This window comes from Pseudoduganella sp. GW821-FHT12E03 (genome assembly GCF_058807115.1).
The window spans coordinates 86,782-112,357 of the sequence record NZ_JBXAQJ010000001.1 but is presented as its reverse complement, the minus strand read 5'-3'; the positions used below and the strand labels follow the sequence as shown (position 1 = coordinate 112,357).

The 25,576-nt window shown below is 65.4% G+C and carries 23 protein-coding genes; 4 read left to right on the top strand and 19 right to left on the bottom strand.

Annotated features, from left to right (window positions below):
• The first annotated feature begins 50 nt into the window (after nucleotides 1-50).
• Nucleotides 51-656: a 1-acyl-sn-glycerol-3-phosphate acyltransferase gene (locus AC1RRC_RS00440; protein ID WP_493053266.1), complete on the top strand. Its 606-nt coding sequence runs from the start codon at nucleotides 51-53 to the stop codon at nucleotides 654-656.
• Nucleotides 657-710: 54 nt separating this feature from the next.
• On the opposite strand, the gene AC1RRC_RS00435 is transcribed toward AC1RRC_RS00440, so the two are convergent.
• The 8 genes from AC1RRC_RS00435 to AC1RRC_RS00400 are packed head-to-tail and all read right to left on the bottom strand — an operon-like array spanning nucleotide 711 to nucleotide 6,448.
• Complete coding sequence (locus AC1RRC_RS00435; RefSeq protein WP_493053265.1) at nucleotides 711-1,328, bottom strand: HupE/UreJ family protein; 618 nt, start codon at nucleotides 1,326-1,328, stop codon at nucleotides 711-713.
• Nucleotides 1,325-1,966 carry an urease accessory protein UreG gene (gene ureG, locus AC1RRC_RS00430; protein ID WP_493053264.1) on the bottom strand — a complete coding sequence of 214 codons (642 nt, stop codon included), beginning with the start codon at nucleotides 1,964-1,966 and terminating at the stop codon, nucleotides 1,325-1,327. The genes AC1RRC_RS00435 and ureG overlap by 4 nt, the downstream gene beginning before the upstream one ends.
• A gap of 13 nt (nucleotides 1,967-1,979) precedes the next feature.
• On the bottom strand, nucleotides 1,980-2,660 hold the full coding sequence (locus AC1RRC_RS00425) for an urease accessory protein UreF (protein WP_493053263.1): 681 nt from the start codon (nucleotides 2,658-2,660) through the stop codon (nucleotides 1,980-1,982).
• Nucleotides 2,660-3,169 (bottom strand): urease accessory protein UreE, encoded by a 510-nt coding sequence (gene ureE / locus AC1RRC_RS00420; RefSeq protein WP_493053935.1) that lies wholly within the window; start codon nucleotides 3,167-3,169, stop codon nucleotides 2,660-2,662. The genes AC1RRC_RS00425 and ureE overlap by 1 nt, the downstream gene beginning before the upstream one ends.
• 20 nt (nucleotides 3,170-3,189) lie before the next feature.
• The gene (ureC, locus tag AC1RRC_RS00415; RefSeq protein WP_493053262.1) at nucleotides 3,190-4,890 is read right to left on the bottom strand and encodes an urease subunit alpha; all 1,701 of its coding nucleotides are present in this window, start codon (nucleotides 4,888-4,890) and stop codon (nucleotides 3,190-3,192) included.
• Nucleotides 4,891-4,892: 2 nt separating this feature from the next.
• On the bottom strand, nucleotides 4,893-5,219 hold the full coding sequence (locus AC1RRC_RS00410) for an urease subunit beta (protein WP_493053261.1): 327 nt from the start codon (nucleotides 5,217-5,219) through the stop codon (nucleotides 4,893-4,895).
• Nucleotides 5,220-5,230: 11 nt separating this feature from the next.
• A complete protein-coding gene (locus AC1RRC_RS00405) occupies nucleotides 5,231-5,533 on the bottom strand; it encodes an urease subunit gamma (RefSeq protein WP_493053260.1) in 303 nt (100 codons plus the stop codon).
• Nucleotides 5,534-5,542: 9 nt separating this feature from the next.
• A complete protein-coding gene (locus tag AC1RRC_RS00400; protein ID WP_493053259.1) occupies nucleotides 5,543-6,448 on the bottom strand; it encodes an urease accessory protein UreD in 906 nt (301 codons plus the stop codon).
• A gap of 160 nt (nucleotides 6,449-6,608) precedes the next feature.
• On the opposite strand from AC1RRC_RS00400, the gene AC1RRC_RS00395 reads away from it, so the two are divergent.
• From AC1RRC_RS00395 to AC1RRC_RS00385, 3 genes are all read left to right on the top strand, one after another.
• On the top strand, nucleotides 6,609-7,955 hold the full coding sequence (locus AC1RRC_RS00395) for a cation:proton antiporter (protein ID WP_493053258.1): 1,347 nt from the start codon (nucleotides 6,609-6,611) through the stop codon (nucleotides 7,953-7,955).
• Nucleotides 7,956-8,033: 78 nt separating this feature from the next.
• Nucleotides 8,034-9,776: an amidohydrolase family protein gene (locus AC1RRC_RS00390; RefSeq protein WP_493053257.1), complete on the top strand. Its 1,743-nt coding sequence runs from the start codon at nucleotides 8,034-8,036 to the stop codon at nucleotides 9,774-9,776.
• 89 nt (nucleotides 9,777-9,865) lie between these two features.
• Nucleotides 9,866-10,051 carry a DUF3606 domain-containing protein gene (locus tag AC1RRC_RS00385; protein ID WP_493053256.1) on the top strand — a complete coding sequence of 62 codons (186 nt, stop codon included), beginning with the start codon at nucleotides 9,866-9,868 and terminating at the stop codon, nucleotides 10,049-10,051.
• Nucleotides 10,052-10,152: 101 nt separating this feature from the next.
• Here the strand turns inward: AC1RRC_RS00385 and AC1RRC_RS00380 are convergent, their stop codons facing one another.
• The 11 genes from AC1RRC_RS00380 to AC1RRC_RS00330 form a co-directional block, all read right to left on the bottom strand.
• Nucleotides 10,153-11,949 (bottom strand): DUF885 domain-containing protein, encoded by a 1,797-nt coding sequence (locus AC1RRC_RS00380; RefSeq protein WP_493053255.1) that lies wholly within the window; start codon nucleotides 11,947-11,949, stop codon nucleotides 10,153-10,155.
• Nucleotides 11,950-11,958: 9 nt separating this feature from the next.
• A complete protein-coding gene (locus AC1RRC_RS00375; RefSeq protein WP_493053254.1) occupies nucleotides 11,959-14,202 on the bottom strand; it encodes a two-component system response regulator in 2,244 nt (747 codons plus the stop codon).
• Nucleotides 14,203-14,245: 43 nt separating this feature from the next.
• Entirely contained in the window at nucleotides 14,246-15,481 is a 1,236-nt protein-coding gene (locus AC1RRC_RS00370; protein WP_493053253.1) for a sensor histidine kinase, read from the bottom strand.
• Entirely contained in the window at nucleotides 15,478-17,700 is a 2,223-nt protein-coding gene (locus AC1RRC_RS00365; protein WP_493053252.1) for a sensor histidine kinase, read from the bottom strand. Before AC1RRC_RS00365 ends, AC1RRC_RS00370 begins: the two co-directional genes overlap by 4 nt.
• Before the next feature lie 177 nt (nucleotides 17,701-17,877).
• Complete coding sequence (locus AC1RRC_RS00360) at nucleotides 17,878-19,539, bottom strand: methyl-accepting chemotaxis protein (protein WP_493053251.1); 1,662 nt, start codon at nucleotides 19,537-19,539, stop codon at nucleotides 17,878-17,880.
• Between the two features lie 9 nt (nucleotides 19,540-19,548).
• The gene (locus AC1RRC_RS00355) at nucleotides 19,549-19,920 is read right to left on the bottom strand and encodes a response regulator transcription factor (RefSeq protein WP_493053250.1); all 372 of its coding nucleotides are present in this window, start codon (nucleotides 19,918-19,920) and stop codon (nucleotides 19,549-19,551) included.
• Nucleotides 19,921-20,021: 101 nt separating this feature from the next.
• The gene (locus AC1RRC_RS00350) at nucleotides 20,022-20,636 is read right to left on the bottom strand and encodes a response regulator transcription factor (RefSeq protein WP_493053249.1); all 615 of its coding nucleotides are present in this window, start codon (nucleotides 20,634-20,636) and stop codon (nucleotides 20,022-20,024) included.
• A complete protein-coding gene (locus AC1RRC_RS00345) occupies nucleotides 20,633-21,865 on the bottom strand; it encodes a sensor histidine kinase (protein ID WP_493053248.1) in 1,233 nt (410 codons plus the stop codon). The genes AC1RRC_RS00350 and AC1RRC_RS00345 overlap by 4 nt, the downstream gene beginning before the upstream one ends.
• Nucleotides 21,866-22,068: 203 nt before the next feature.
• Nucleotides 22,069-23,685 (bottom strand): methyl-accepting chemotaxis protein, encoded by a 1,617-nt coding sequence (locus tag AC1RRC_RS00340; protein WP_493053247.1) that lies wholly within the window; start codon nucleotides 23,683-23,685, stop codon nucleotides 22,069-22,071.
• 13 nt (nucleotides 23,686-23,698) lie between these two features.
• Complete coding sequence (locus AC1RRC_RS00335; RefSeq protein WP_493053246.1) at nucleotides 23,699-25,336, bottom strand: 3-(methylthio)propionyl-CoA ligase; 1,638 nt, start codon at nucleotides 25,334-25,336, stop codon at nucleotides 23,699-23,701.
• Nucleotides 25,337-25,369: 33 nt separating this feature from the next.
• Nucleotides 25,370-25,576 carry a recombinase family protein gene (locus AC1RRC_RS00330; RefSeq protein WP_493053245.1) on the bottom strand — a complete coding sequence of 69 codons (207 nt, stop codon included), beginning with the start codon at nucleotides 25,574-25,576 and terminating at the stop codon, nucleotides 25,370-25,372.

Genomic DNA, 25,576 nt, shown 5'->3' with positions numbered 1-25,576 from the left:
TGAAATGTCAGCCCGTTAATCCTGTCGAATTCGCAATACCGGAGTACATCATGCAAGACGAACTGAAGTTAGCCAGCCTGCCCGGCGCGGGTCAGCGCCTGGCGCTCAAGCTGTTAAACCTGTTCGGCTGGCGCTTGCTGTACCGTCCCCTGCCCGGCCCGCGCGGCATTTGCGTGATTTATCCGCACACGTCGAACTGGGATTTCGTCATCGGCATGGTGGGCAAATGGGCGCTGGGCTTGCATTTCCGCTGGCTGGCGAAAGATTCGCTGTTCAAGATTCCCCTGCTGGGCCGCTGGTTTTCCGCCATGGGCGGCGATCCGGTCGACCGCAGCGCCCCGACCGGCATGATCCAGCGCCAGGCCGCGCGCATGAACGCGGCGGACTGGTACTGGGTCGGCATCACGCCGGAAGGCACGCGCGGCTACCGCCCCTACTGGAAAAGCGGCTTTTACCATTTGGCGCTGGAAGCCAAAGTGCCGCTGTGCCTGGTCTACCTCGATTACCCGAATAAAATCCTCGCGGTGCGCGACCACGTGTTCCTGACGGGCGACCAGGAAACCGACCTGGCGGCCATCCGCGCCGGTTTCGCGGGCCACGAAGGCTTGCACCCGGAAGACGCGGCGCCGATCCAGTTCGGCGACAAGCGCGGCTGAGCCACACGGCGATACGCGGGCGGCGGATAAAGCGCCGCGAGCAACAGGTAACCGTTACAGCGCGGTCAACATCATCGCACCGGCAACCACAACACCGGCGCCGGCCATGCGCGTCAGGCCGGCCGATGCGCAGGCACCCAGGCGGCGCCCCGCCAGCAACAGCACCGCGCTTGCAGCCAGGAAGCCGGTGGTGGCGGCCAGCGGCAATTCCAGTCCATGCGCATTGCCATGCAACGCGGCAAACCCTGCCAGCAGCGCCATCGCGGCCGGCGCCGGCACGCGCACCGTGGCCGCCATCACCAGCATGCCGCTGGCCACGACCGTGGCGGCAATCCCGGTTTCCAGTCCCGGCAGCGCCAGCCCGGCCACGCCAGCCAGCGCCCCCAGCAGCATCGCCGCCAGATACACCGGCAACAGGTGCACGCCCCGCGGCTGGCGCGCACTCCACACACCCGCCGCCGCGATGGCCAGCATATGGTCGAGCCCCGTCAACGGATGCAGGAACCCGGCCGCCAGCGCGGACTGCAAGCCCTCCAACGCGGCGGCGCCTGCCACGGCGGCGTGGTGCGCGCCGGGATGCGCCAGCGCCGGCGCGCTGCATAGCGCCAGTGGCAGCAACAGCGCCACCGCTGTGACCGGTAGCGCGCCATGGTGTCTGATCCGGTTCGTCATACCATTCCCTTCATCGATTGTCCTTCCAGGTCCAGCAAGCCCTGCCTGCAAATAAAATCAATCACCGCCGGCACCCCGTCGCCGCTGCGCAAATTGGTGAACAGGAATGGCCGTTCGCCGCGCATGCGCTTGGCGTCCTGCGCCATGATGTCCAGGTTGGCCCCGACATACGGCGCCAGGTCGGTCTTGTTAATGATCAGCAGATCCGAGCGGGTGATGCCGGGCCCGCCCTTGCGCGGGATTTTTTCGCCTCCCGCCACATCGATCACATAAATCGTCAAATCCGACAATTCGGGGCTGAAGGTGGCGGCCAGGTTGTCGCCGCCGGATTCCACCAGGATCAAGTCCAGGTCGGGAAAATCCGCCTGCATGCGCGCAATCGCTTCCAGGTTGATCGACGCGTCTTCGCGGATCGCCGTATGCGGACAGCCGCCGGTTTCCACGCCCATCAGGCGCTCGGCCGGCAAGGCGTTGGCGCGCAGCAGGATTTCCATGTCTTCGCGGGTATAAATATCGTTGGTGATGACCGCCATGTCATAGCGTTCGCGCATGCCTTTGCACAGCATTTCACACAGCGCGGTCTTGCCGGAGCCGACCGGACCGCCGATGCCGACCCGCAGGGGATTTGAAGTGCTCATCGTGACTCCTGAATTAAGAACGGTATAAACGGCTGTACTGGGTTTCATGCCGCATCGACAGCAGCGACAACGCGGGCGCCCAGTTGCCCATGCCATCGTCATCCACCTGTTGCGCATGGCGCGCAGCCGCTTCAATCTCGGCGCGCAGCGACAGCAGCATGCGCTGCCCCGCCACCTGTCCCAGCGGCACGGATTTCACACACACCAGCACCTGGTTTTCCGCCCACGCAAACAGCATGGCCAGCAACGCTTCGGGCGGCGGAATGCCCAGCGCCGCCACGGCGCACGCATACGCCACCGGCAACGTGGTGTCCGGGGCCGGCGGCAGCAAGGCCGCCAGGCTGCCGTCGGCAATATCGAGTTCCGTCACCAGGCGCGACAGCGAATACCCCATCTGCAAACTCTCGGCGCGGAATTCCGCCGTATCGCGCGACGCCAGGTAGCGTTCGCTCCAGGCCGCCACGGCCTCCCCATCGCGCCGGATAAACGCATGGATCAGGCGCCAGCACACGGGCGCGTCCCATTGCGCCACCACTTCATGCAATTGCCGCGCAATCCACGCCCGGGCGCTGGCGGCGTCCGTCACCTGTCCGGATTCCAGCGCGCCCTCCAGCCCTTGCGAATAGCTGTAGGCGCCGACCGGCAGCGACGGACTGGCCAGTTGCAGCAGGTGTAACAGGGCGGTCGCTTGCATCAGGCGGGGTCCGAGGGCCGGTGGATCTTTTGCCGGGCCGGGATGGGCGCCAGCGGGTGGCCATGCCCGTCGCCGTGGTGGTGGCCGCCGCCATAGGCGCCGGCTTCCGGTTCGAACGGCGCGTTTTCCTCCACCACCACGGCGCCCAGCCCCCGCAGCATATCGCGCAGCACGGCGTCGGCGCGGATACGCAGGAAGCCGTCGCCCAGTTGCGCCTGCGTGTGGCGGTTGCCGAGGTGGAAAGCGCAGCGCAGCAAATCGTGCTGGTCGGCGCAGGTGACCTGGTAGACCGGTTCGCACGCCGCCACCACTTGCACGACTTTCGCGCGGTCTTCGCCGGCCAGCAAATCGCCATGGCGCAGCACGGTGCCGCGCGCCGTATAGACCGCCGCTTCCTCGCCATTCGACATGACCGCCCGCAGCCGGCATTTTTCCCGCAAGTCAAAGGGCAGCACCAGTTCGGCGTACGGCGTGGCCGGACCATTGAGCTTGGTGTGCAATGTCAGTATCGATGCCATCGTGGCCGCTCCTAGAACAGAAAATAACGCTGCGCCATTGGCAGCACCGCCACCGGTTCGCACACCAGCAGGCGGCCGTCGGCGCGCACTTCATAGGTTTCCGGATCGACTTCCATCACCGGCGTCAATCCGTTGTGGACCATGTCATGCTTGCGCAGGGTGCGCATGTTTTTCACGGCCATCACGGGCTTGTTGAGTTTTAAGCGTTCGGCCACGCCCGCATCGCAGGCCGCCTGCGACAGGAAGGTCACGGATTTTTTCAGTCCGCCGCCAAACGCGCCGAACATCGGGCGGTAGTGGACCGGCTGCGGCGTCGGGATCGACGCGTTCGGGTCGCCCATCTGGGCCGCCGCGATCATGCCGCCCTTGATGATCATCGATGGCTTGACGCCAAAGAAGGCCGGCTTCCACAGCACGATGTCGGCCAGCTTGCCCACTTCCAGCGACCCAACGGCATGCGACACGCCATGCGTGATGGCGGGATTGATGGTGTACTTGGCGACGTAGCGTTTGACGCGGAAGTTGTCGTTGCGGCCGCTGTCTTCCGGCAGCGCGCCGCGCTGCACTTTCATTTTGTGCGCGGTCTGCCAAGTGCGCAGGATCACTTCGCCAACCCGACCCATCGCCTGCGAATCGGACGACATCATGGAAATCGCGCCGAGGTCGTGCAGGATATCTTCGGCCGCGATGGTTTCGCGCCGGATGCGCGATTCCGCGAACGCCACGTCTTCCGCGATGGCGGCGTCGAGGTGATGGCACACCATCAGCATGTCGAGGTGTTCGTCCAGCGTGTTGACGGTGTAGGGCCGGGTCGGATTGGTCGATGACGGCAGCACGTTGCCCTGCCCGACCGCCGCGATGATGTCCGGCGCGTGCCCGCCGCCCGCCCCTTCCGTGTGGAAGGTGTGGATGGTGCGGTCCTTGAACGCGGCCAGGGTGTGCTCGAGGAAGCCCGCCTCGTTGAGCGTATCGCTGTGGATCGCCACCTGCACATCGTGGCGGTCAGCCACCGACAGGCAATTGTCGATCGCGGCCGGGGTCGTGCCCCAGTCTTCATGCAGTTTCAAGCCGATGGCGCCGGCCGCGATCTGTTCTTCCAGCGGCAGCGGCATGCTGGCGTTGCCCTTGCCGAGAAAGCCCAGGTTCATGGGAAACGCGTCGGCCGCCGACAGCATGGCGTGGATGTGCCACGGCCCCGGCGTGCACGTGGTGGCCGCCGTGCCGACCGCGGGTCCGGTGCCGCCGCCGATCATCGTGGTCACGCCGCTCATCAGCGCTTCCTCGATTTGCTGCGGACAAATGAAGTGGATATGCGTGTCGATCCCGCCCGCGGTGACGATCAGCCCTTCGCCCGCGATGATTTCCGTGGCGGCGCCGATCACGATCGTGACACCGGGCTGGATATCCGGATTGCCGGCCTTGCCGATGGCGGCAATCACACCATCCTTCAAGCCGATATCGGCCTTGACGATGCCCCAGTGGTCAACGATCACGGCATTGGTGATGACGGTATCCATCACTTGCGCGTGCGGGCGCTGCGACTGGCCCATGCCATCGCGGATCACCTTGCCGCCACCGAACTTCACTTCTTCGCCATACAGCGCGAAGTCTTTTTCGATTTCAATGAACAGTTCCGTGTCGGCCAGGCGGATGCGGTCGCCGACAGTGGGACCAAACATTTCCGCATACGCGGTGCGCGAGATGGTGGCCATGCTTATTCCTGTGGCGACGGTTTGTCCAGTTTCCCGTTCACGGCGCCATTAAAGCCGTGCACCACCCGCTCGCCGCCCAGCTTGACCAGCTCCACCGTGCGCTGCTGGCCCGGTTCAAAGCGCACCGCGGTGCCCGCCGCGATATTGAGGCGCATGCCGTAGGCTTGCCAGCGCTCGAACGCCAGTGCGGGATTGACTTCAAAAAAATGGAAATGCGAGCCCACCTGCACCGGCCGGTCGCCACGGTTGGCGACGGTAATGGTGACTGTTTCGCGGCCGGTGTTCAGGCCGATGGCGCCTTCTTCCAGTATGGTTTCACCAGGGATCATGGTGTCCTCCTTCAAGGGATCGGGTGGTGCACGGTGACAAGCTTGCTGCCGTCAGGGAACGTCGCTTCGACCTGGATATCCGGGATCATTTCCGGCACCCCTTCCATGACATCGGCGCGGCCGAGGATGCGCGTGCCTTCGTCCATCAATTGCGCGACGCTCTTGCCGTCGCGCGCGCCTTCCATGATGGCGGCGGTGATCAACGCCACCGCTTCCGGATGGTTGAGTTTCAAGCCGCGCGCGCGGCGCCGCTCCGCCACCAGGGCGGCGGTAAATATCAGCAATTTGTCTTTTTCGCGGGGTGTCAGGTCCATGGTGTCTCCTCAGGTGCGCCAACTGCGCGGCGTGTGCGCGGCGCGGCCCAGCAACGCGGGCCGCACCAGTTGCAGCGCCGACAGCATCAGTTCGCGGGCCGCTTCGCTGTCGTGGCCCAGGTGGCGGACGGCCAGCACATGTTTGCCGGCCAGGGTGGCGCCCCAGTGCGGCTGGCGGGCGGCCGCGCCGGCGCCGCCGGATGTGCCCGCAGTGCCCGAGGCTCCCAGCGCCCGCAGCGCCGCCAGTAATTCCGCCGGGAACGATGTGCCGACCGCCAGCAAGGTGGCGCACACCGTGTGCCCCGCCAGTCCCAGCGGGCTGGCCACCGCGTGCGGCGTCAGCACGCCCTGTTCCCACCACAGCAGCTTGCCGCCGCGCCGGATACGGGTGCGCTGGCCGATGCGGCCGGTGTTGAACGATTCGCCGGCGGCGCTCCGCCCCAGGCACAGGATTTCGCACCCGAGATATGCCGCGTCGCCGGCCAGTTGCACGTCATGTTCCAGTTCCACCTGGGCGTCGTCATAAAAAATACTTTCCTGCGGCAACCACTCGATGGCCGCGCCGCGCTCCGCCGTCAGCGACACTCGCTGGCCGGACGTCCTGCCATTGGCGCGGTACCACTTGGCCGCGCCCGGCGTGGTCAATACGACGTGCGCGCCGTCGCCGGCCACGGCATCGAGCGCCAGCCGGTCGCCGCCCACCACCCCGCCCGGCGGGTGGATCACGATCGCATGGCACACTGCCGGCCCTTCCGGATACAGCGCCTTTTGCACCCGCAGCGGACCGCTGTGGCGGCGCCCGGTCAGGCGCGTGGTGGCGCCATCGCGGGCAAACGCGAGCGACAGGTGCGCGTGCCAGGCTGCGGCCTGGCCTGCCTGGCCTGCATCGATCAAAGGGTTGCTGCTGTCCGGCATAGTGCTCCTGGGTTGCTTACCAATGATTCAGCAAGAGCCGTGCCAGCACTTGGCTGGAATTCTCACCACCCGGCGCACCAAATTAGCACGCTGGCGAAAAACCCTGCACCATGGTGGCGCGTGCGCCCCTCCAGCCTATCCACGCGTATAGTCGGCAGGCATGACTGCTTACCTCTGGTTCATGCTGATCGGTTGCCTGATGCTGGCGCGGGGACTGGCGGCCACCACCCTGGCACGGCTGCCGGTGACCTCGGCCATCGTTTATCTGGGTGTCGGCCTGGTACTGGGGCCTGCCGTGCTGGGCGTGTTTACCGTCAATCCGCTGGCGCAGGCGCCGCTGCTGGAAGTCATGGCGGAACTGGCCGTGCTGATTTCCCTGTTTTCCGCCGGCGTGAAAATGCCCGTGCCGTTTACCTGGACACGCTGGCAGGCGTCGCTGCGGCTGGCCTGGGTCTCGATGACGGTGTCGGTGGCGCTGGTGGCGCTGTTTGCGTGGACCGTGCTGGATTTGCCGCCGGGCGCGGCGATCTTGCTGGGCGCGATCCTCGCGCCCACCGACCCGGTGTTGGCCACCGATGTCCAGGTACGCCACGCGGGCGACCGCGACAAGCTGCGCTTTGCCCTGACCTGCGAAGCGGGCATGAATGACGGCAGCGCCTTTCCGCTCGTGATGCTGGGCCTGGGCCTGCTGGGCTTGCACGAACTCGGTGAATTCGGCTGGCGCTGGGCCGTGATTGACGTGGTCTATGCCACCTGCACCGCGATTGCCATCGGCATTGCCGGCGGCGCATTGCTGGCGCGCGCCGGCTGGGCGCTGCGCGGCAGCGATCCGCGCCACGAAGTCCTCGATGACTTCGTGGGACTGGGCTTGATTGCGGTGGTCTATGGCGTCAGCGTGTGGCTGCACGCATGGGGTTTTCTCGCGGTGTTTTTTGCCGGCGTCGCATTGCGGCAAACCGAACTGACCCTGGCCGGCATGCCGCGCGACCGCCACGGCCTGATGAACGCCGCGCCCTCCCCGGCACGGACCGAACCCCACACCGGCAGCGGTCATAGCCATGGCAGCGGCGATGGCGAGGCGCAGGCCGCGCAAGCGCCCGAGGCACCGCTGACCGTCAGCGGCGAATCGCTGATCTTCAAGGAACACCTGGAACGCCTGTCCGAACTGATGCTGGTGCTGTTGCTGGGCGCGGCGATTTCGCTGTATACCTGGGACTGGCGCACCTGGAGCACGGCGCTTTTCCTGTTTTGCGTGGCGCGTCCCGTCAGCGTGTACCTTGGACTGGCCGGCGCCGGTGTGCGGGGCCGGGTGAAAGGCATCGCCGCGTGGTTCGGCGTGCGCGGGATCGGTTCCGTGTATTACCTGATGTTTGCCGTCAACCATGGCGTGCCCGCCGTGCTGGCCAGCACGCTGATCGACATCACCCTGGTCACCATCATGCTGTCGATCCTGGTGCACGGCACCAGCGTCAAGCCGCTGTTCGACCGGTTCTGGCCGGACCGCTGACCGTCTGATGGCCCCTACCCGCCGCGTCCGCAGCGCTTGTATGATGGGGGCACTCGGCAATTCACCACGGAGGGCGGCATGACCGATCTGGGACGCAGGGCAACCTTGGGCATATTGACGGCCAGCGGCGCGCTGGGCTTATCCGGCTGTGCGCTGTTTGGCCGGCGGCCGCCGCCCATTTCACAAATCGATCCGGCATCCTTTCCCGCGCTCGGTGACATTCATCCGGTCCTGCGGCCGGAGACGGCCACGACTCCCGCCAATGCCGCCTTCCCCTGCCTGGACGCCCATGCGCATTTTTTCAATGCGTCCGATGTCAACGTCAAAGACTATATTGGCGAATGCTTCGGCCACCAGGCCGGCGGCCTTGGCCACGCCTTTTTCCGCGCACTGGCGGCGGCGGCCGACCTGCTGGCAGGATTTGCCCCGACCGCCGGCGAGGAATTCACCATCCTGACAGGACGCTTGCAACAGGCCGGCGCCAAGTCCATGCGCATCGGCGATTTGCCGGGCGAAGACTATCCGTTGATGGCGCAACGCATCTACGATGCCGCATTGAAGACCGGGCTGCTCGATGAATACAACAAGGCCCAGCGCCGGCACATCGAGGCGCTGAACCGCAAGCACGGCGCCGCGCGCATCAATCAGGCGCCGGCCGGCCTGACGCCGGACACGATCCACCGGCTGGTCAATCCCTATGCGCGCTCGGCGCAGTACAAGGCCGAGTTTGGTCTGGAAGCGGATGCGGGCGGCCCGGACGACGCCAGCGACCCTGGCGGCTTCATTGCGTTCCTGGGCCATATGCTGTCGCACCGGTACACCAACCTGCATACCTATGCGCAGTTTTACAGCGCCGCGCGGGGCGCGTTCGGGATCAACGCGGTCTTTGGATCGCTGGTCGATTTCGATGGCTGGCTGGACAATCAACCGTATTCCTCGCGCCGCGACCAAATGCTGCTGCATTCGCTGTTGTCGGCCATGAGCGGTGGCTACATGCTGCCGCTGATCGCATTCAATCCGTGGGAATCGCCGGCTGCGGCATCGGCATCGTTTGCGCTGGTCACGGACGCGATCGAGCGTTATGGCTACGTCGGCGTGAAAATCTATCCGCCGGTCGGCTACTACCCCTACGGAAATGCCCGCTTGCTGAAGCACCCGGGCCGCTACCAGGGCAGCCTGGCGCAGCTGGACGCCACCTTGAAAGCCTTGTACGACTGGTGCGCCGCGCGTGAAATTCCCGTCATGGCGCACGCGGGCGCATCGATGGGCGTCAACGACGAAGCGGATGCTTACGGCGGCCCGGCGGGCTATCGCGCGCTGCTGGCGGAGTATGGCGCGGGCGCGGCGCCGGCCGGATTGGCGCCGACCATCCTGGCAGGCCATTTCGGCGGCGCCGCCCGCAATCACGGCGCCCAATGGCCGGATGAATTCACAGGCTTCCTGAATTTGCCCGGCGGCGCCGGCAGGAACTTTTATAGTGACATTGCCTATTGGGATGAATTCTTCCAGTGTGGTGCTGAAACCGCCGCATGTATCGAGGCACGCCAGCGTGTCGCCGGCGCGCTCAGGCTGAGTCCTGCCGCCAGCGCACACTTGTTGTACGGTTCGGACTGGCACATGCTCAGCAAGGTCAATGGCTGGCAGCAATATCCGTTCAGCGTCCACGCGGCGCTGTGCAACGGCATCATCAAGGCGCGCCAGCTGTTTTATGACAACGCCATGGCCTGCTTCGGCTTCCGGCCGGGCGGGCCACGCACCATCTGTATCACGCAACGGCTGGCGGCAACGCCGGGCGGCGTGCCCGGCTGGCTGACCGTGTAACGGCGGCATCGGATGGCGCACCGTGGATCAGCGCACAGACAGTGGCGCCATGCCGGGCATACTGAAGCTTCTCGAAATGGAGGCGCATCATGAACCACAACGTACGGGAACCCGGCCAACATCCGGATGACTGCATCAATGTGTTGATGGAATCGGATCTGGTGTACTGGACCCGCGAACTGGGCGTGTCACGGGAGCGGCTGGCGGAAGTCATCATGCAAGTCGGCGGGCGGGTTGCCGATGTGCGCGCCTACTTCGCCGCGCCCGCGCACTAGGAGTAATGTTGTCATAAAAAAACCGGGCTCGACAGCGCCCGGTCTGGCATGGTGGGGGGCTCAGCGTGAACGCCTTGCTGTTCCCGCCCCCCTCGCCGCCGTTACTCGTCCTTCGGATACGGACTCTTGCCCCCGTCGGCGATAAACGCATCGATCCGCGCCTGCAATACCGGCAGCGGCACGGAACCCAGGTTCAGCACCGTGTCGTGGAAATTGCGGATGTCGAATTTCGCGCCCAGCGCCTTCTCAGCGCGCTGGCGCGCTTCGATGATGGCCATTTCACCGAGGTAGTACGACAGCGCCTGGCCCGGCCACGAAATGTAGCGGTCCACTTCGGTTTCGACTTCGTGATTCGACAGCGCGGTGTTGTCGCGCAGGTAGGCTTGCGCCTGTTCGCGGGTCCAGCCCTTGGCGTGCACGCCGGTATCGACCACCAGGCGCGACGCGCGCCAGGCCTGGTAGCTCAGCATGCCGAACACTTCATACGGCGTTTCATACATGCCCATTTCCACGCCCAGGCGCTCGGTGTACAGCGCCCAGCCTTCGCCAAAGGCGGAAATGTAGGCTTTGCGGAATTCCGGGCGGCCCTTGATTTCCAGCGCGATCGGCATCTGGAACGCGTGGCCCGGCGCGGATTCATGCAGGGTCAGTGCGGGCAGGCTGTACAGCGCGCGCGACGGCAGATTGTAGGTGTTCACCAGGTACACGCCCGGGCCGCCACGGCCCGAGGTGTAAAACGGCGCCTGTTCCGGCGGCACCGGAATGATGGCGAAACGCTTGCGCGGCAAGTAGCCGAAGTAATCGCCGATCTTGCCGTCAAAGCGCTTGGAAATGTAGGCCGCGCGCATCAGCAGCTCTTCCGGCGTCTTGGCATAGAACTGGGGATCGGTGCGCAGGAAGTGCAGGAAGGCCGGCAAGTCGCCTTCGAATTTCACCTGCTTCATCACCTCCTGCATTTCCGCCCGCAGCTTCGCCATTTCCTTCAGGCCGATCTCATGGATCTGGTCGGCCGACATGCTGGTGGTGGTGAATTCCGTGATTTTCGACTGGTAATACGCCTTGCCGTCCGGCAGGCTGGTGGCGGCCAGCGCTTCGGTCGCGCCCGGGATGTATTCATTCTTCATGAAGGCCAGCAATTCCGCATGGGCCGGCACTACGGCTTCGCGGATGGCTTTCAACGCCGCCGCGCGCAGTGTTTCCTGTTCCGCCGCCGGCACCGACGCCGGCATCTCGCGGAACGGTTTATAGAACACCAGCTTGGTCAAATCCTTTTCATCGGTCACCGATTGCAGCGAACCTTCGCGGCCCAGCAGGGTGACTTTCGGCGGCGTGAAGCCGCGCTTCAGGCCCGCGCGCATGTTGGCGATTTCTTCGCGGAAGTAGCGCGGCACGTCATTGAGCTGGGCCACATAGGCGCGGTACTCCGGCAAGGTGCGCAAGGTCTTGCGCGCTTCGCCCGCCATGTTGGTCCAGAACGACGAATCGGCGTTCAGCGGCTTTTCATACTCGCGGAAACGCTGATTGTCGATCAGCGCGCCGATTTGCGCGCGGTACACCAGGTAATTGATGCGCTCCGCGTCCGACAGGCTGGCCGGCGCCACCCCGTCGAGCTTTTTCATCACGCCCTGCCAGTACGCCAGGCGCGCCTGCTGCGTGGCCACATCGACTTTCGGCAGCACCGCGCTGACCGCGTTGACGTCGTCTTCATCGTCTTCCATTTTTTGCTGCTGGCGCCATTTCCATTCCTGCGCGTAAATGGCCTTGAACTTCGCGTCGGCCGCGCGGGTGGCGGCGGAAACCTTGACCGCCGGTGCGGCGGCGGCGTGGGCATGGGCAAGTGCCGCGGAGGTTGCCGCGCACAGCAGTACTGCCGCGATGGCGGCGCAGGTTTTCTTCATGGGGGTATCCTATTCCAGGTGGATTTGCAAAGAGCGCGGGTGGCGCAGCAGCGAAGTGAAGTCGGCCGCGGTCAGCGGACGGCTGTACAAATACCCCTGCATCGCATCGCAGCCGTGCGACGCAAGGAAGCGGGCCTGCTCGGGCGTTTCCACGCCTTCCGCAACCACCCGCATATTCAGGTTGTGCGCCAGAGAAATTACCGACAAGGCAATCGCGGCGTCACTGGCCGCATGGGCCACATCGTCGACAAACGATTTATCAATTTTCAGCACATCGATGGGGAAGCGCTTCAGGTACGCCAGCGATGAATAACCGGTGCCGAAGTCATCGAGTGAAATGCCGACGCCGATGGCTTTCAGGCGGCGCAGCGCCTCGACGGATTTGTCCGGATCGCCCATCACGGAGCCTTCGGTGATTTCAATCCCCAGGCAGGACGGCGCCACGCCATGGCGCAGCAGGGTTTCCTCCACCAGCGGCACCGTGTCGGCATGGGCAAACTGGCTGCCCGACAGGTTGACCGCCACGCGCACCGCGCCCAGGCCCTGGTCTTGCCACGCGCGGATTTGCCCGCACACGGTGTCGAGCACCCACACGCCGATCGCATTGATCAAGCCGTATTCTTCGGCCACGGGAATGAACCGCCCCGGCGGCACCTGGCCCAGCACCACGTTGTGCCAGCGCAGCAGCGCTTCCGCGCCGGTGATGTCGCCGGTGCGCAGGCATACTTGCGGCTGGTAGTGGACGGAAAATTCAGCGCGCGCCACCGCGCCGCGCAACTGGCTTTGCAGCGCCAGCCGGTGGCGGATGTCGGCATCCATGCTTTCCGTGAAAAACGCATAGCTGTCACGGCCCAGTTCCTTGGCGCGGAACAGCGCCATTTCCGCGTGCTGCACCAGTTCATCGAGGGTGGCGCCATCACCGGGCGCGGTGGCGATCCCGATACTGGTGGTCAGCGCCACCGTGTGGCCCGCGATCGGGAAATCGCGCCGCAGCCCGTTCAAGATGGTTTCGGCTATCGCGGTGGTGACACTGCACTGCAGGTCGTCGGCCACCATGATCAGGAATTCATCGCCGCCATGGCGCGACACCATGTCGCCTTCGCGCACACAGGTGCGCAGGAAGCGCGCCACGGTCTTCAGCGCTTCATCGCCGATGGCCGCGCCGTACGAATCATTGACACCCTTGAAACGGTCCAGGTCCAGGCACAGCACGGCCACGCACCGGTCCGGGCCACAGGCGGCCAGCAATTCATCGAACCGGCTGCGCGCCTGGGTGCGGTTCGGCAGCCCGGTCAGCGCGTCGTGGTAAGACAGGAAATCGATCAGGTGCTGTTCCGCCTTCCGTTCCGTCATGTCGATGAAGGCAACGATGAAATTGTCGACCGCGCCATCGGCGGCGCGCACCGTCGACACGCTCAGCAGGCCGGTATACGTGCCGCCGCCCTTGCGGTGCGCCGTCATTTCACCGCTCCAGTGGCCGTTGGCGTCAATCGCCTGCATCATGCCGGCATACGCGACGCCGGCCTGCGCCGTGCGCAGCATGGTGACGGGCTGGCCCGCGACTTCATCGGCGGTATACCCGGTAATGCGGGTGAACGCCGGGTTCACCGCCATCATCAAGCCTTGGGCGTCCGTGATGACGATGGCGTCGCGGGTGGCGGCGAACACCTGGCCGGCCAGCCGCAGCGCATCTTCATTGGCGCGGCGGCGCTGCACTTCCGCTTCCAGCGACATGGCCACCGCCGCCAGTTCCGCCGTGCGCTGCATCACGCGCTGTTCCAGGTTGGCCCGTTCGGTGGCCAGTGCCTGCTGCGCGCGCCGCAGGCGGACCTGGGCATCGGTGCGGGCCAGGATTTCCTCGGCCTGGAATGGCTTGGCGATAAAGTCCACGCCGCCCAAGGCAAAGCCGCGCAATTTATCATCGGTATCGTGCTGGGCGGACAGGAAAATCACCGGCACATCAAGCAAGCCAGGCATGGCTTTCAGGCGCCGGCACACTTCATAGCCATCCATGCCGGGCATGCGCACATCGAGCAAGATCAGTTCCGGCGGGCGCGACTGGGCGGTCCACAGCGCCAGTTCGCCATTGGGCGCCTGGCGCACGTAATAGCCGGCGCCGGTCAGCAAATCGCTCAACAGTTTCAGCGATGCCGCCGTGTCTTCGACGATCAGCACCTCGCCCCTGCTGGTCTTGCCGGTGGCTGGCTCCGCCGGTGCGGCTGTTTCTGTTTCCGTTACCTGATCCTGCCGCATTGCTTCCTCTCGCCGCGCCCGTCCCGTAAAAAACTTTGCAACGCTACCACATATTCGGCGCCGCCCCAAGCGCCGGCGCGCTCAATGGCAGCCGGATATCGAAACGCACGCCCGGCCGTCCGCCGCCACTGTACGTTTCTATCGTCCCGCCCAGCACATTGACGATCAGGTTGTGCACTACGTGCAGCCCCAGTCCGCCCGTTCCTTCGCCCATGCGGGTTGTATAAAACGGCTCAAAAATGCGCGCCAGGTGGTCTGGCGGAATACCAACACCGTGGTCGGCGAATTCCAGCCGCGCCGCCGCGCCTTCCACCGACGTCTTCAGGGTGATCACCCCGCCGGCGCCGGGCGCGTAGGCGTGCACCAGCGTGTTGCGCGTCAGTTGCGCGAGGATCTGGCACAGCGCGCCCGGATAACTGTCCATCGTCACACCGTCCGCCGCGTCGATCTCCAGCGTCACGCCCGCTTCGCGCAGCGACGGCCCCAGTGTCTTGGCCATGCCGTCGACCAGGGTCGCCAGCTCGAAGGCGCGGCGCTGGGAACTGGTCTGGTCCACCGCGACCTGTTTAAAACATTCGATCAGGTCGGCGGCGCGGTGCAGGCTGCGCAGCATCAGGCCGGTGGCCTTGCAGGTATCGGCGCCAAAGCGCTCCAGTTCGGAGCGGCGCAAGCCCTGGTCGATGTTGCCAAAGAAATCGCGCGCAAGGTCATCGAGCGCGCTGGCGGCCAGCATAGTATTGCCGATCGGCGTGTTCAATTCATGGGCGATGCCCGCCACCAGCGCCCCCAGCGCGGCCAGCCGTTCCGAGCGCATGATTTCCTGCCGCGCGGATTTCAGTTCATCCAGGGTGCGCGACAATTCCGCGTTGCTCGATTCCAGCGCCGCCTTGGTGCGGGCCAGCCGGATATGGGCGCGGGTGCGGGCCAATACTTCTTCCGACTGGTACGGCTTGGCGATAAAGTCCACCGCGCCGGCCTGGAAGCCGCGCACCTTGTCGTCCGTGTCGTACTGCGCCGACAGGAAAATCACTGGCGTATCGCGCAATTGCGGGTCGGCCTTCAAGCGGCGGCACACTTCATAGCCATCGATGCCCGGCATGCGGATGTCGAGCAGGATCAGCTCCGGCGGCCGCGCATGCGCGCTCCACAACGCCAGCTCCCCGTCCGGCGCCTGGCGCACCAGGTAGCCGGCATTGCCCAGTAATTCGCTCAGCAACTTGAGCGAGGCCGGGGTGTCTTCCACCACGAGGATTTCACCTTCTGTCGCACCCTGGGTCATCCGGCTGGCTCCTGCATGTCGATACCCTGCTCACCGAGCAGCGCACATAGTTGCGGATAGGCGTGCTGCTGCAGCATCGCTTCAATGCCGGCCACCACGTCATCGAGTTCTTCCGGCAGCGGCGCCAGCAAATCACGCACCTGCTGCAAATTCAATTGCAGCACGGCTTCGCGCAGCGCCACCCGCACCGCCGGCTGCAAACGCTGTAACTGGCGTACCGACAGGGTCGCCGCCGGCACCTGCGCCTGCGCCGTGCCCGCCCCGCCGGCGCCGAATGCGGGCGGCGGCAGGACATGCTGGCCCGCCAGCACGCCTTCGGCATTAACGGAAAAGCGGAACGTGGCGCCCTGCCCCGGCGCCGACTGCACGCTCAGGCTCCCGCCCATCAATTGCACGAATTCGCGGGAAATCGCCAGCCCCAGCCCGGTGCCTTCCACCGCCCCGCCATTGCCGGCCTGAACAAACGGTTCAAAGATGCGCTGCTGGTCCGCCACGGCGATGCCGGGACCGGTATCGCTGACGGCAAACGACAGCAGCCAGCCGCCGTTGTCATCGCGCGCGGCGCGCACTTCCAGCCGGACGCTGCCGGCGCGTGTGAATTTCACGGCGTTCGACATCAGGTTCAGCAACACCTGGCGCAGCTTGGTGCCATCAATCCGCACCCGGGGCGGTAAGCCGCTGCTGTCGAGGATCAGTTTCAGCCCGGCCTGCGACGCCCGCACGCTGACCATGTCCGTCACGTCCTGCACCATTTCCGGCAACAGCAGGGTGTCCGGCTGCAATTGCGCGCGGCCCGCCTCGATGCGCGACAATTCCAGGATATCGTTGATCAGCACCAGCAAATGCTGGCCCGAGCCATGGATGATGCCCAGGTTGCGCCGGTCTTCCGGCAGCATGTGGGCGGCATCGGCCAGCAAGCGGGAAAAACCGATCACGGAATGCAGCGGCGTGCGCAATTCGTGGCTCATATTGGCCAGGAACACGCTCTTGGCCTGGTTGGCCGCCTGCGCCTGCGCCACCGCCACCGACAGCGCGCGGGTCCGCTCCCCCACCAGTTCTTCCAGGTGATGACGGTGCCGTTCAAGTTCCTGTTGCGCCAGCTTGTGGGCCGTGATGTCGTAATTCACGCCCACCATGCGCAGCGGCCGGCCGTCCGGCGCACGCAGCACCAGCGAATCGGTCTGGATGTGGCGCACCGAGCCGTCCGGCCAGACAATGCGGAACTGGTGCGCGGTCTCGATGCTGCTGCCATCGAGCACGCGGCGCAGCTGGGCTTCGCTGTCGGCCACGTCGTCGGGGTGCAGCATGTCGCGCCACAGCTGGAGCGGGGAATCCACCTCATCGCGGCGGGCGCCATACAGGCGGAACATCTGGTCATCCCAGTCCGCCACGCCGGTTTCCACGTTCCAGTCCCAGATGCCGATGCCGGCAGCGCGGGTTGCAATTTGCAATCGTTGTTCGCTGGCATGCATGGCTTCATAGCGGTGTTGCAACAGCCCCACCATTTGCCGGATCGCCCCGTACAGCCCCTTGAGTTCGCCGAAATACCAGGCGCGCGGCATGGTCGCGTCGGCGTTGAGGCCGGCCTGCACCAGCACCGCATAGCGGCCGATGGCGCGCACGGGTTTGAGCATCACGTGCCACAGCAGCAAGTACAGGCCCGCCACCAGCGCCAGGTCCAGCACCACGATCATGCCAGCAATGGCCACGCTGCGCTGGCGCAGTTCCGCCAGCAGCGGCGCGGGCGACGCATACAGCGTAATGACGCCGATGCTTTGCCCTTCCACCATCATGTCGCGTTTTTCCACCAGCAAATCCGCGTCTTGCGGCGCCATCAGGCTCGACACCAGCTGGCCCGCGTCATTGCGCTGCAAGATATAGGGATGATGGGCGCCGGCCGGGGCCACCATGCTGGCGTGCAGCCCCCGGTTGCTCAGGCCGCTTTTCATGATGGTGATGATTTGCGCCTCGTCGAAGTTCCAGACAGGCAATGCCACGGCGGCCGCCAGCTCATCGGCGCTGGTGGCCAGGCCATGGCGCAATTGATCCCAGCGCTGTTCTTTTTCACTGAGGTAGAAATACACGGCAAATGCGGCCAGCACCGCCGTCACCACGGCGGTCAGCGCCACGCTGACCAGTAACGCAATCGACACTTCTCCCCGCGTCCGTGCGCGACGCACCGCCGCCACACCGGATGCTTGCTGTGTCGCTGTTGCCATGTTTCACGCCGTATTGGTCAGCCCGTAACAAATAATAAGTTCAACCGCCAGGCAAGTCCAACCTTTCCACCCCTGTCAAGCCCGTTGTCGCGCTCACGCCACCGCGCCGATGCCGCCCCGCCAATGCCGCCGCGCATAGGCCACCTTGCCCAGGGCCCCTTGCTTAGACCACCTTGCTCATGCCGCTTCGGACTCACGGCTGGCGCGTCCCAGCAGCATGCGCGGTTCGGTGCGCCGCGCGGCGCCCCCTTCAGCCCGTGCTGCCCGCACCGCCCGCAACCCCATGCCGCCGGCAGGTGGCGCCAGGCGGAATACGCTGACCGCCTGCTCCAGTTCGCGGGCCTGGTCTTGCAGCGCTTCGGCCGCGGCCGACGCCTGTTCCACCAGCGCCGCGTTTTGCTGGGTGACATTGTCCATTTCCGCCACAGCCTGGTTGATCTGGTCCAGCCCCCGGCTTTGTTCTTCGCTGGCCGTGAGGATTTCCGACATGATGCGGGTCACCCGGTCCACGCTGCCGACCACGTCGCCCATGGTGGCGCCGGCCTCGTTGACGAGGCGGCTGCCCTCGCTGACCTGGGCCACGGAATCGCCGATCAAGACCTTGATTTCACGCGCGGCGCCGGCCGAACGCTGCGCCAGGTTGCGCACTTCGGCCGCCACCACGGCAAAGCCGCGGCCCTGTTCCCCGGCGCGGGCCGCTTCCACCGCCGCGTTCAGCGCCAGGATATTGGTCTGGAAAGCAATGCCGTCGATGACGCCGATGATGTCGGCGATCTTGCCGGACGATTCACTGATGCGCCCCATGGTGTGCACCACTTGCGCCACCACCTGGCCGCCGCGCACGGCCACGGCCGACGCTTCGCTGGCCAGGCGGTCGGCCTGGCGCGCGCTTTCCGTATTGTTTTGCACCGCGCTGTTCAACTGTTCCATCGAACTGGCGGTCTGCTGCAGGCTCGAGGCCTGGCTTTCCGTGCGGGCCGACAAGTCGCTATTGCCGGAAGCAATTTCACCCGACGCCACCGTGATGGTTTCCGTGCCGCTGCGCACCTGGGACACAATGCCGGCCAGGCTGCGGCTCATGCGTTCCAGCGCCCGCGACAGCTGGCCCATCTCATCATTGGCGCGCACGTCGATCGTTTGCGACAGGTCGCCTCCGGCCACCGCTTCGGCCACGCCGATGGCTTGCTGCAGGGGTTGCAGGATGGCCCGCAGCAGCCACCAGCCCATGACGATGCCGACCAGCACCCCGGCCAGCACGGAGACGATGGAAATCAGGCGGAACACGACATAATGCGCCTGGGAATCTTCGTATTCCTGGCGGCCCACGTCCAGTTGCAGCTGCACCAGCTTTTCCATGATCTCCAGCGCCTGCGCCACGGTGGGATCGAGCGCGGCATGTACCAGCGCCGCCGAGCGTTCCTTGTCGCCCGCCGCCAGCGCATCAGCCAGCGGCTGCACGCCCTTTTTTTGCATGGCAACAACATACGCGTCAAAGGTCTCGGCCAGCTGTTTCTCTTCCGGCGTCAGGTAAGTCCGCATATAGGTGTCCCAAATGCGCTGGGACTCGGCGCGGCGGGTTTGCACGGCGGCCAGCACCTGGTGCACGGCGGGCCCGGGATCCATGTCCACCGCATTGCCCAGGTCGAGCTGGTTGCGGTGCAGCGCGGCGCTGATCTTGTGCAGCATGCCCATCGCCACCAGGCGGTCGTCATACACCGTTTGCAGCGACGCATTGGTTTGCGACAGGCTGTTCATGCCGGCCAGCCCGATGGCCGTCAGCAGGATGGACAGGAAGGCCATGGCGGCGATCAGGCGTGCTTTGATCGTGAGGTTTTTCATTTGGATTCCCTATGGATGAACGGCGGTTTCCAGCGCGCGCAGCAAGTCGATGGAGGCAAACGGCTTGCGCAGGTACGCCAGGCAACCCAGTTGCTGGGCCGCCGCTTCGTACCGGTCTTCCGCATGGCTGGTCACGAACACGATGGGCGGGGCATGGCCCGACCCCACCAGCATTTGCTGCAATTCGATGCCGGACAGGCCGCCCAGGTCGATATCAAGGATCAGGCAAGCCACATCGGCCTGCTCGGCGCGCTGCAAATAGCGTTCGGCGGACGGATACAGCTGCGCCGCATAACCGGACGCCCGCAACAGCCGTCCCAGTGCCTTCAGCATGGCCTGGTCGTTTTCCACGACTGCGACGATGAGTTTTGCTGCTTCCATGACGTCATCCGGACAGGCGCGCCGCGCCGATGGGATGACTGTAGAGAGGATCAGGACACTTGTAACGTGTCCTTTAGTACAAGTGCTTATTCAGCACAGGTTCATTCAGAAACAGGGCTGGCGATCCCGAGGCGGTTCGCCATTTGCACCAGTTCCGCCAGCGAGCCGGCGCCGAGCTTTTCCATCAGGCTGTGGCGGTGCGCCTTGACGGTGCGTTCCGTGTTGCCCAGTTCAAAGGCGATTTGCTTGTTCAGCATGCCCTGCACCACCAGCGCAAACACTTCGCGTTCGCGCGCGGTCAGGGTCGCGGCGCGCTTGCGCAGTTCCAGCAAGGCGCTGTTTGACACAAAGGCCGCTTCATAGCGCTGCATGGCGCGCCCGATCGCATCGAGCAGCGCGTCCTTGCCGATCGGCTTCGGCAGGAAATCCTCGGCGCCAGCCTTGATGGCCCGCACGCTCATGGCAATGTCGCCATTGCCGGTCAGGAAGACAATCGGCAAGATGCTGCCCTTGGCCCGCAAATGGTCTTGCAGTTGCAGGCCCGACAAGCCCGGCATGTCCACGTCCAGCAAGATGCAGCCCGCTTCGGTGCCGGTTTCCGCGCGCACAAAGGCGTCGCCCGATTCATAGGTCGACACCACGTAGCCGCAAGCGCCCAGCAGGCGCCCCAGCGCGGTGCGCAGCGCGTCATCGTCGTCAATGATATGGATTCTCATGGGCGCTCCGCCACGGAACCGGGCAACTGCGCGGGCAACAGCGCCGGCAGCGCAAAGCCGACCGTGGCGCCGCTGCCGGCATTGTTGCCGGCCCAGATACTGCCGCTGTGCGCCTGCACGATGGCGGCCGCAATGGATAAGCCCAGTCCCATGCCATGCGGCTTGGTGGTGAAAAACGATTCAAACACGCGTTCATGCCCTTCCGGAAAACCACACCCCTGGTCTGACACCAGTACTTCCGCCGTCTGGTCGGCGCGGCGCCCGGTGGACAGGCACACCGCGCGCACCCCGTCGGCCACCTGCGCCATCGCGTCGAACGCGTTCAAGACCAGGTTGATCAACACTTGCTGCAACTGGATCGGGTCCGCCGCCACCGGCAGCGCGCCAGGCGCCAGTTGCATCTCCAGCACGATGCGGCGCATCCGCGCTTCGCCCGACAGCAAGGTGCACACCTGGCGCACCACCTCGTTGAGGTCCAGCTTTTGCACCACGGGATCGGATTTTTTCAGCAATTCCCGCATGCGCTGGATCAGGTCACTGGCGCGGCGGTCGTCGCGCCGGATATCGGCCAGGATTTCTTCCACGTCGCCCAGCAGCGGCGGGTCCATTTTCAGGAACAGTTCCGCCGCTTCCGCATTGCTCATGATGGCCGCCAGCGGCTGGTTCAGCTCATGCATCAGCGCCGCGCAATACACGGTGGCGCTGGCGTTGCGGTTCAAATGGGCGATTTCCGCCAGGCGCTGGCGCGATTCCTTTTGCAGGCGGTCGTTGTGGGCCGCCAGTTGCTGCTGCAGGCGGCGGATTTTCAAATGCGACTGCACCCGCGCATTGACTTCTTCAAACTGGAACGGTTTCGAGATGAAGTCGACGCCGCCGACCTGGAAGCCGCGCAGCTTGTCGTCGGTGTCGCTGTGGGCGGACAGGAAAATCACCGGCACTTCATCGAGCCCCGGCATGCGCTTCAGGCGGCTGCAGACTTCGTAGCCATCGATGCCGGGCATGCGCACGTCGAGCAGCACCAGTTCCGGCGCCTGGGCCTGGGCGCTCCACAGCGCCAGTTCGCCATTGGGCGCTTCCCGCACCCGGTAACCGGCATCGGTCAGCAGCCGTGACAGCAGTTGCAGCGACGCCGGGGTGTCTTCCACCACCAGGATATCGCCGCGCACGGGTTCCGCGTGGCCGCCCTGCGCCACCGACTGCCTGCCCCCCGCCTGCGCCATCTGGTCCATCCGTTCCCCTCGACAATGCGGGCCAGTATATGGCATGCAAGCATACACGCGCCATGGCGGCCTGTCTGCCGCATCCTGCTCGTTGCAGAGTGACAACAAGGAATGACAGGCCGTTACGCCCCCATCCCGGACGGCGCCCCCGTAGGGCGGTTTTGCCGATAGGCAAAGCCGCCAGGCGGCACGCACGGCGGCCACCCTTCGGGTTACCGCCCTACGGCCAGCGCCGTCCCCGGGATTCCAGCCGCCCCCGCCAGCTTGAACCGGCTGACCAGCCCGGCCAGCGCCCCGGCCTGCTGCTGCATGGCGGTGGCGGCGGCCGCCGCTTCCTCCACCAGCGCCGCGTTGCGCTGGGTGACGTCATCCATCTCGGCAATGGCGCGGTGGATCTGGGCGATGCCATCGCGCTGCTCGCCGCTGGCGTCGACGATCTCACCCATGATGGACGCCACGCGGCTGACCGACGCCAGCATGTCGGCCATGGTGCTGCCGGCCTGCCCCACCAGCACGCCGCCTTGCCGCACTTCGCCGGCCGATTGCTCGATCAGCGCCTTGATTTCACGCGCCGCGCTGGCCGAGCGCTGCGCCAGCGCCCGCACTTCGGACGCCACCACGGCAAAGCCACGGCCCTGTTCCCCGGCGCGTGCCGCTTCCACCGCCGCGTTCAACGCCAGGATATTGGTCTGGAAGGCAATGCCGTCGATGACGCCGATGATGTCGGCGATCTTGCCGGACGAGGCGCTGATACGGCCCATGGTGTCGACCACCTGATCCACCACGGCGCCACCCCGCTCCGCCACGCCGGACGCTTCCGACACCAGCGCGCTGGCCTGGCGCGCCCGTTCCGCGTTTTGCGCCACGGTTGCCGTCAATTGTTCCATCGAGGCGGCGGTTTGCTGCAGCGCGCCGGCCTGCAACTCCGTGCGCTGCGACAAATCCTGGTTGCCGCTGGCGATTTCCCGCGCCGTCAGCGCCATGGTGTCGGCGCCCGAGCGCACTTCGCCCACCACCCCGGCCAGGCTGCCGCGCATGCCGGCGATCGCCGACAGCAGGTTGTCCTCGCCCGGATAGGCGTTGCGCACCTCGACCGCCAGGTCGCCATCGGCAATGCGGCCCGCGATCCAGCTGGCGTAGCGCGGTTCGCCACCCAGCTGGTGCACCAGCGCGCGCACGATCATGACCGCCGCCCCCAGCCCCAGCGCCATGGCGGCCGCGCCCAATGCCAGCATGGAATTGCGCGCCACCGCATACGACGCGGTGGAGGCCTGCACGCCGTCCGCCATGCGTTTGGCCTGCTGCGCCACCATGTCGCCCAGCGCCTTCACATATTCCTGTTCCGACAGGCGGATGTTGGCGTTCAGCAGGCTGCGCGCCTCGGTCAGCTGGCCGGCATTGAGCAGCCCATACAATTCCTTCTGGCTGGCTTCATCGGCCGCGCTGGCTTTGGCGATCTGCTCCAGCAGCTTGCGCGCGCCCGCGAGGTCGCCATCCCCTGCGCCGGACAGCGTTTGCAACTGCCCCAGCAAGGCGGCGTTTTTCTCGCGCAGCGGCTTGATCCTGCGCGCCACCTCGTTTTCGCCCTGGTATTCGGCGGCGATGATGGCGCTGCGCAGCAACTGGTGGATCACGGCCACGTTGTATTTCACTTCATTGGCCAGTTCCACCTTGCGGTACTGGTCTTGCAGCAGCGATTCCGTGCCGCGCTGCATGCCGGACATGGCCGCCAGCGACACCAGCAGCATCCCCACCAGCAGCGTCAGCACCAGGCCGAAACCCAGCGCCAGGCGCCGCGCCATCGTCAGCGACTTCCAAAGAACAGGCATGGTCGCCATGGCGTCACGCGCCGGGGAAGCGGTAATCGCGGAACAGTTCCCGCAACTTCATCTTTTGCAGCTTGCCGGTGGCCGTGTGCGGCAACTGGTCGACGAATTGCACGTCGTCCGGCATCCACCATTTGGCGATCTTGCCGTCGAGGTAAGCGAGCATGGTGTCGCGGGTCAGTTCGCGTCCGCCTTTGGCCACCACCACCAGCAGCGGGCGTTCCTGCCACTTCGGATGCTCGATGCCGATCACGGCCGCTTCCGCCACATCGGGGTGGCCGACCGCCGCGTTTTCCAGGTCGATCGATGAAATCCATTCGCCGCCGGACTTGATGACATCCTTGGCCCGGTCCGTGATGTGCATGTAGCCGTCCGGGTCGATGGTGGCGACGTCGCCGGTATCGAACCAGCCGTCGTCGTCCAGCACCCGCCCGCCTTCGCCCCGGTAATAGCCGGCCGCGATCCACGGGCCCTTGACCAGCAGGTGGCCGAACGCCTTGCCATCGCGCGGCAAATCCTTGCCGTCGTCATCGGTGATCTTCATGGCCACGCCGAACACCGCGCGGCCCTGGGTGGTGAGGATCTTGAGTTTTTCCTCGCGCGGCAGTTTCGCGTGTTTCGGCAACAGGCGGCACACGGTGCCCAGCGGCGACATTTCCGTCATGCCCCACGCATGGATCACGGTGGCGCCGAACTTGTCTTCAAACGTCACGATCATCGACGCCGGCGCGGCCGAGCCGCCGATCACCACGCTGTGCAGGTTCAATTCCGCGCGCGGGTCGAGGTTCAGGGTTTCCACGTGGCGGAACAGCATCAGCCACACGGTCGGCACCCCCAGCGCCAGGGTCACGCCCTCGTCGCGCATCAGTTCATACACGCTCTTGCCGTCCAGCGCCGGTCCCGGCAACACCAGCTTGGCGCCACACATGGCGCCCGCGTACGGCATGCTCCACGCATTGACGTGGAACATCGGCACCACCAGCAGCATGCTGTCGGACGCATTCACGTTCAGCGCATCGCCCGAGCAGGCGGCCCACGCATGCAGCACGGTCGAGCGGTGCGTGTACAGCACGCCTTTCGGGTTGCCGGTGGTGCCGGACGTGTAGCACAGCGAGCTGGCGGCGTTTTCATCGAGCGCCGGCCACACATAGTCCGCGCTTTCCTGCGCCAGCACATCCTCATAGCACAGCAGGCGCGGTATCGCCTGGGCCGGCATGTGCTCGCGGTCCGTCATGGCGACGAACGCTTTCACGTTCGGCAGCTTCGGCGCCAGCTGTTCGATCAGACTGGCAAAACCCAGATCGAAGAACAGCACCTGGTCTTGCGCATGGTTGACGATGTATTCCAGCTGTTCGGCAAACAGGCGCGGGTTGATGGTGTGCAGCACGGCGCCCATGCCGGACACGCCGTAATACAGTTCCATGTGGCGGTGGCCGTTCCACGCCAGGGTGGCGACCCGGTCACCCTGCTTGATGCCGATGCGGGTCAACGCATTGGCGGCCTGTTTGGCGCGCCGCGCCACTTCGCCATACGTGGTGCGGTGGATCGGCCCTTCGGACGTGCGCGACACGATTTCCGCGTTCGGGTGGCTGCGCACCGCGTGTTCAATCAAGCCTGAGACCAGCAGCGACTGCTGTTGCATATTACCGAGCATGCTTCAACTCCACATAGAATAAGAGAATGAGATTCAGTATTGCGGGACCGGCTGCGCCGCCCCCCGTAGTGCGCGCTGCACGGTGGCGCCATACCAGCGCCCGCCCTGCAAGCCCGGGATGCCGCGCCGGTTCAGCGCCGCGGCAATCGCATTGAACGAAATGCCGGCCGCCCGCAGCGCATCGATCTCGATGCGTATAGCGTCATCCAGCGCGGCCAGGGTTTGCAGTGCGCGTTTCAT

What these genes read in the sequence shown, in the direction of transcription:
- ureC (WP_493053262.1), bottom strand. Translation starts at nt 4,890, where the DNA reads ATGGCCACCATCTCGCGCACCGCGTATGCGGAAATGTTTGGTCCCACT.
- AC1RRC_RS00380 (WP_493053255.1), bottom strand. Translation starts at nt 11,949, where the DNA reads ATGAAGAAAACCTGCGCCGCCATCGCGGCAGTACTGCTGTGCGCGGCA.
- AC1RRC_RS00400 (WP_493053259.1), bottom strand. Translation starts at nt 6,448, where the DNA reads ATGCCGGACAGCAGCAACCCTTTGATCGATGCAGGCCAGGCAGGCCAG.
- AC1RRC_RS00365 (WP_493053252.1), bottom strand. Translation starts at nt 17,700, where the DNA reads ATGGCAACAGCGACACAGCAAGCATCCGGTGTGGCGGCGGTGCGTCGC.
- AC1RRC_RS00370 (WP_493053253.1), bottom strand. Translation starts at nt 15,481, where the DNA reads ATGACCCAGGGTGCGACAGAAGGTGAAATCCTCGTGGTGGAAGACACC.
- AC1RRC_RS00355 (WP_493053250.1), bottom strand. Translation starts at nt 19,920, where the DNA reads ATGGAAGCAGCAAAACTCATCGTCGCAGTCGTGGAAAACGACCAGGCC.
- AC1RRC_RS00410 (WP_493053261.1), bottom strand. Translation starts at nt 5,219, where the DNA reads ATGATCCCTGGTGAAACCATACTGGAAGAAGGCGCCATCGGCCTGAAC.
- AC1RRC_RS00375 (WP_493053254.1), bottom strand. Translation starts at nt 14,202, where the DNA reads ATGCGGCAGGATCAGGTAACGGAAACAGAAACAGCCGCACCGGCGGAG.
- AC1RRC_RS00425 (WP_493053263.1), bottom strand. Translation starts at nt 2,660, where the DNA reads ATGCAAGCGACCGCCCTGTTACACCTGCTGCAACTGGCCAGTCCGTCG.
- AC1RRC_RS00360 (WP_493053251.1), bottom strand. Translation starts at nt 19,539, where the DNA reads ATGAAAAACCTCACGATCAAAGCACGCCTGATCGCCGCCATGGCCTTC.
- AC1RRC_RS00335 (WP_493053246.1), bottom strand. Translation starts at nt 25,336, where the DNA reads ATGCTCGGTAATATGCAACAGCAGTCGCTGCTGGTCTCAGGCTTGATT.
- AC1RRC_RS00440 (WP_493053266.1), top strand. Translation starts at nt 51, where the DNA reads ATGCAAGACGAACTGAAGTTAGCCAGCCTGCCCGGCGCGGGTCAGCGC.
- AC1RRC_RS00405 (WP_493053260.1), bottom strand. Translation starts at nt 5,533, where the DNA reads ATGGACCTGACACCCCGCGAAAAAGACAAATTGCTGATATTTACCGCC.
- AC1RRC_RS00435 (WP_493053265.1), bottom strand. Translation starts at nt 1,328, where the DNA reads ATGACGAACCGGATCAGACACCATGGCGCGCTACCGGTCACAGCGGTG.
- AC1RRC_RS00390 (WP_493053257.1), top strand. Translation starts at nt 8,034, where the DNA reads ATGACCGATCTGGGACGCAGGGCAACCTTGGGCATATTGACGGCCAGC.
- AC1RRC_RS00385 (WP_493053256.1), top strand. Translation starts at nt 9,866, where the DNA reads ATGAACCACAACGTACGGGAACCCGGCCAACATCCGGATGACTGCATC.
- AC1RRC_RS00340 (WP_493053247.1), bottom strand. Translation starts at nt 23,685, where the DNA reads ATGCCTGTTCTTTGGAAGTCGCTGACGATGGCGCGGCGCCTGGCGCTG.
- AC1RRC_RS00345 (WP_493053248.1), bottom strand. Translation starts at nt 21,865, where the DNA reads ATGGACCAGATGGCGCAGGCGGGGGGCAGGCAGTCGGTGGCGCAGGGC.
- AC1RRC_RS00330 (WP_493053245.1), bottom strand. Translation starts at nt 25,576, where the DNA reads ATGAAACGCGCACTGCAAACCCTGGCCGCGCTGGATGACGCTATACGC.
- AC1RRC_RS00350 (WP_493053249.1), bottom strand. Translation starts at nt 20,636, where the DNA reads ATGAGAATCCATATCATTGACGACGATGACGCGCTGCGCACCGCGCTG.
- ureG (WP_493053264.1), bottom strand. Translation starts at nt 1,966, where the DNA reads ATGAGCACTTCAAATCCCCTGCGGGTCGGCATCGGCGGTCCGGTCGGC.
- AC1RRC_RS00395 (WP_493053258.1), top strand. Translation starts at nt 6,609, where the DNA reads ATGACTGCTTACCTCTGGTTCATGCTGATCGGTTGCCTGATGCTGGCG.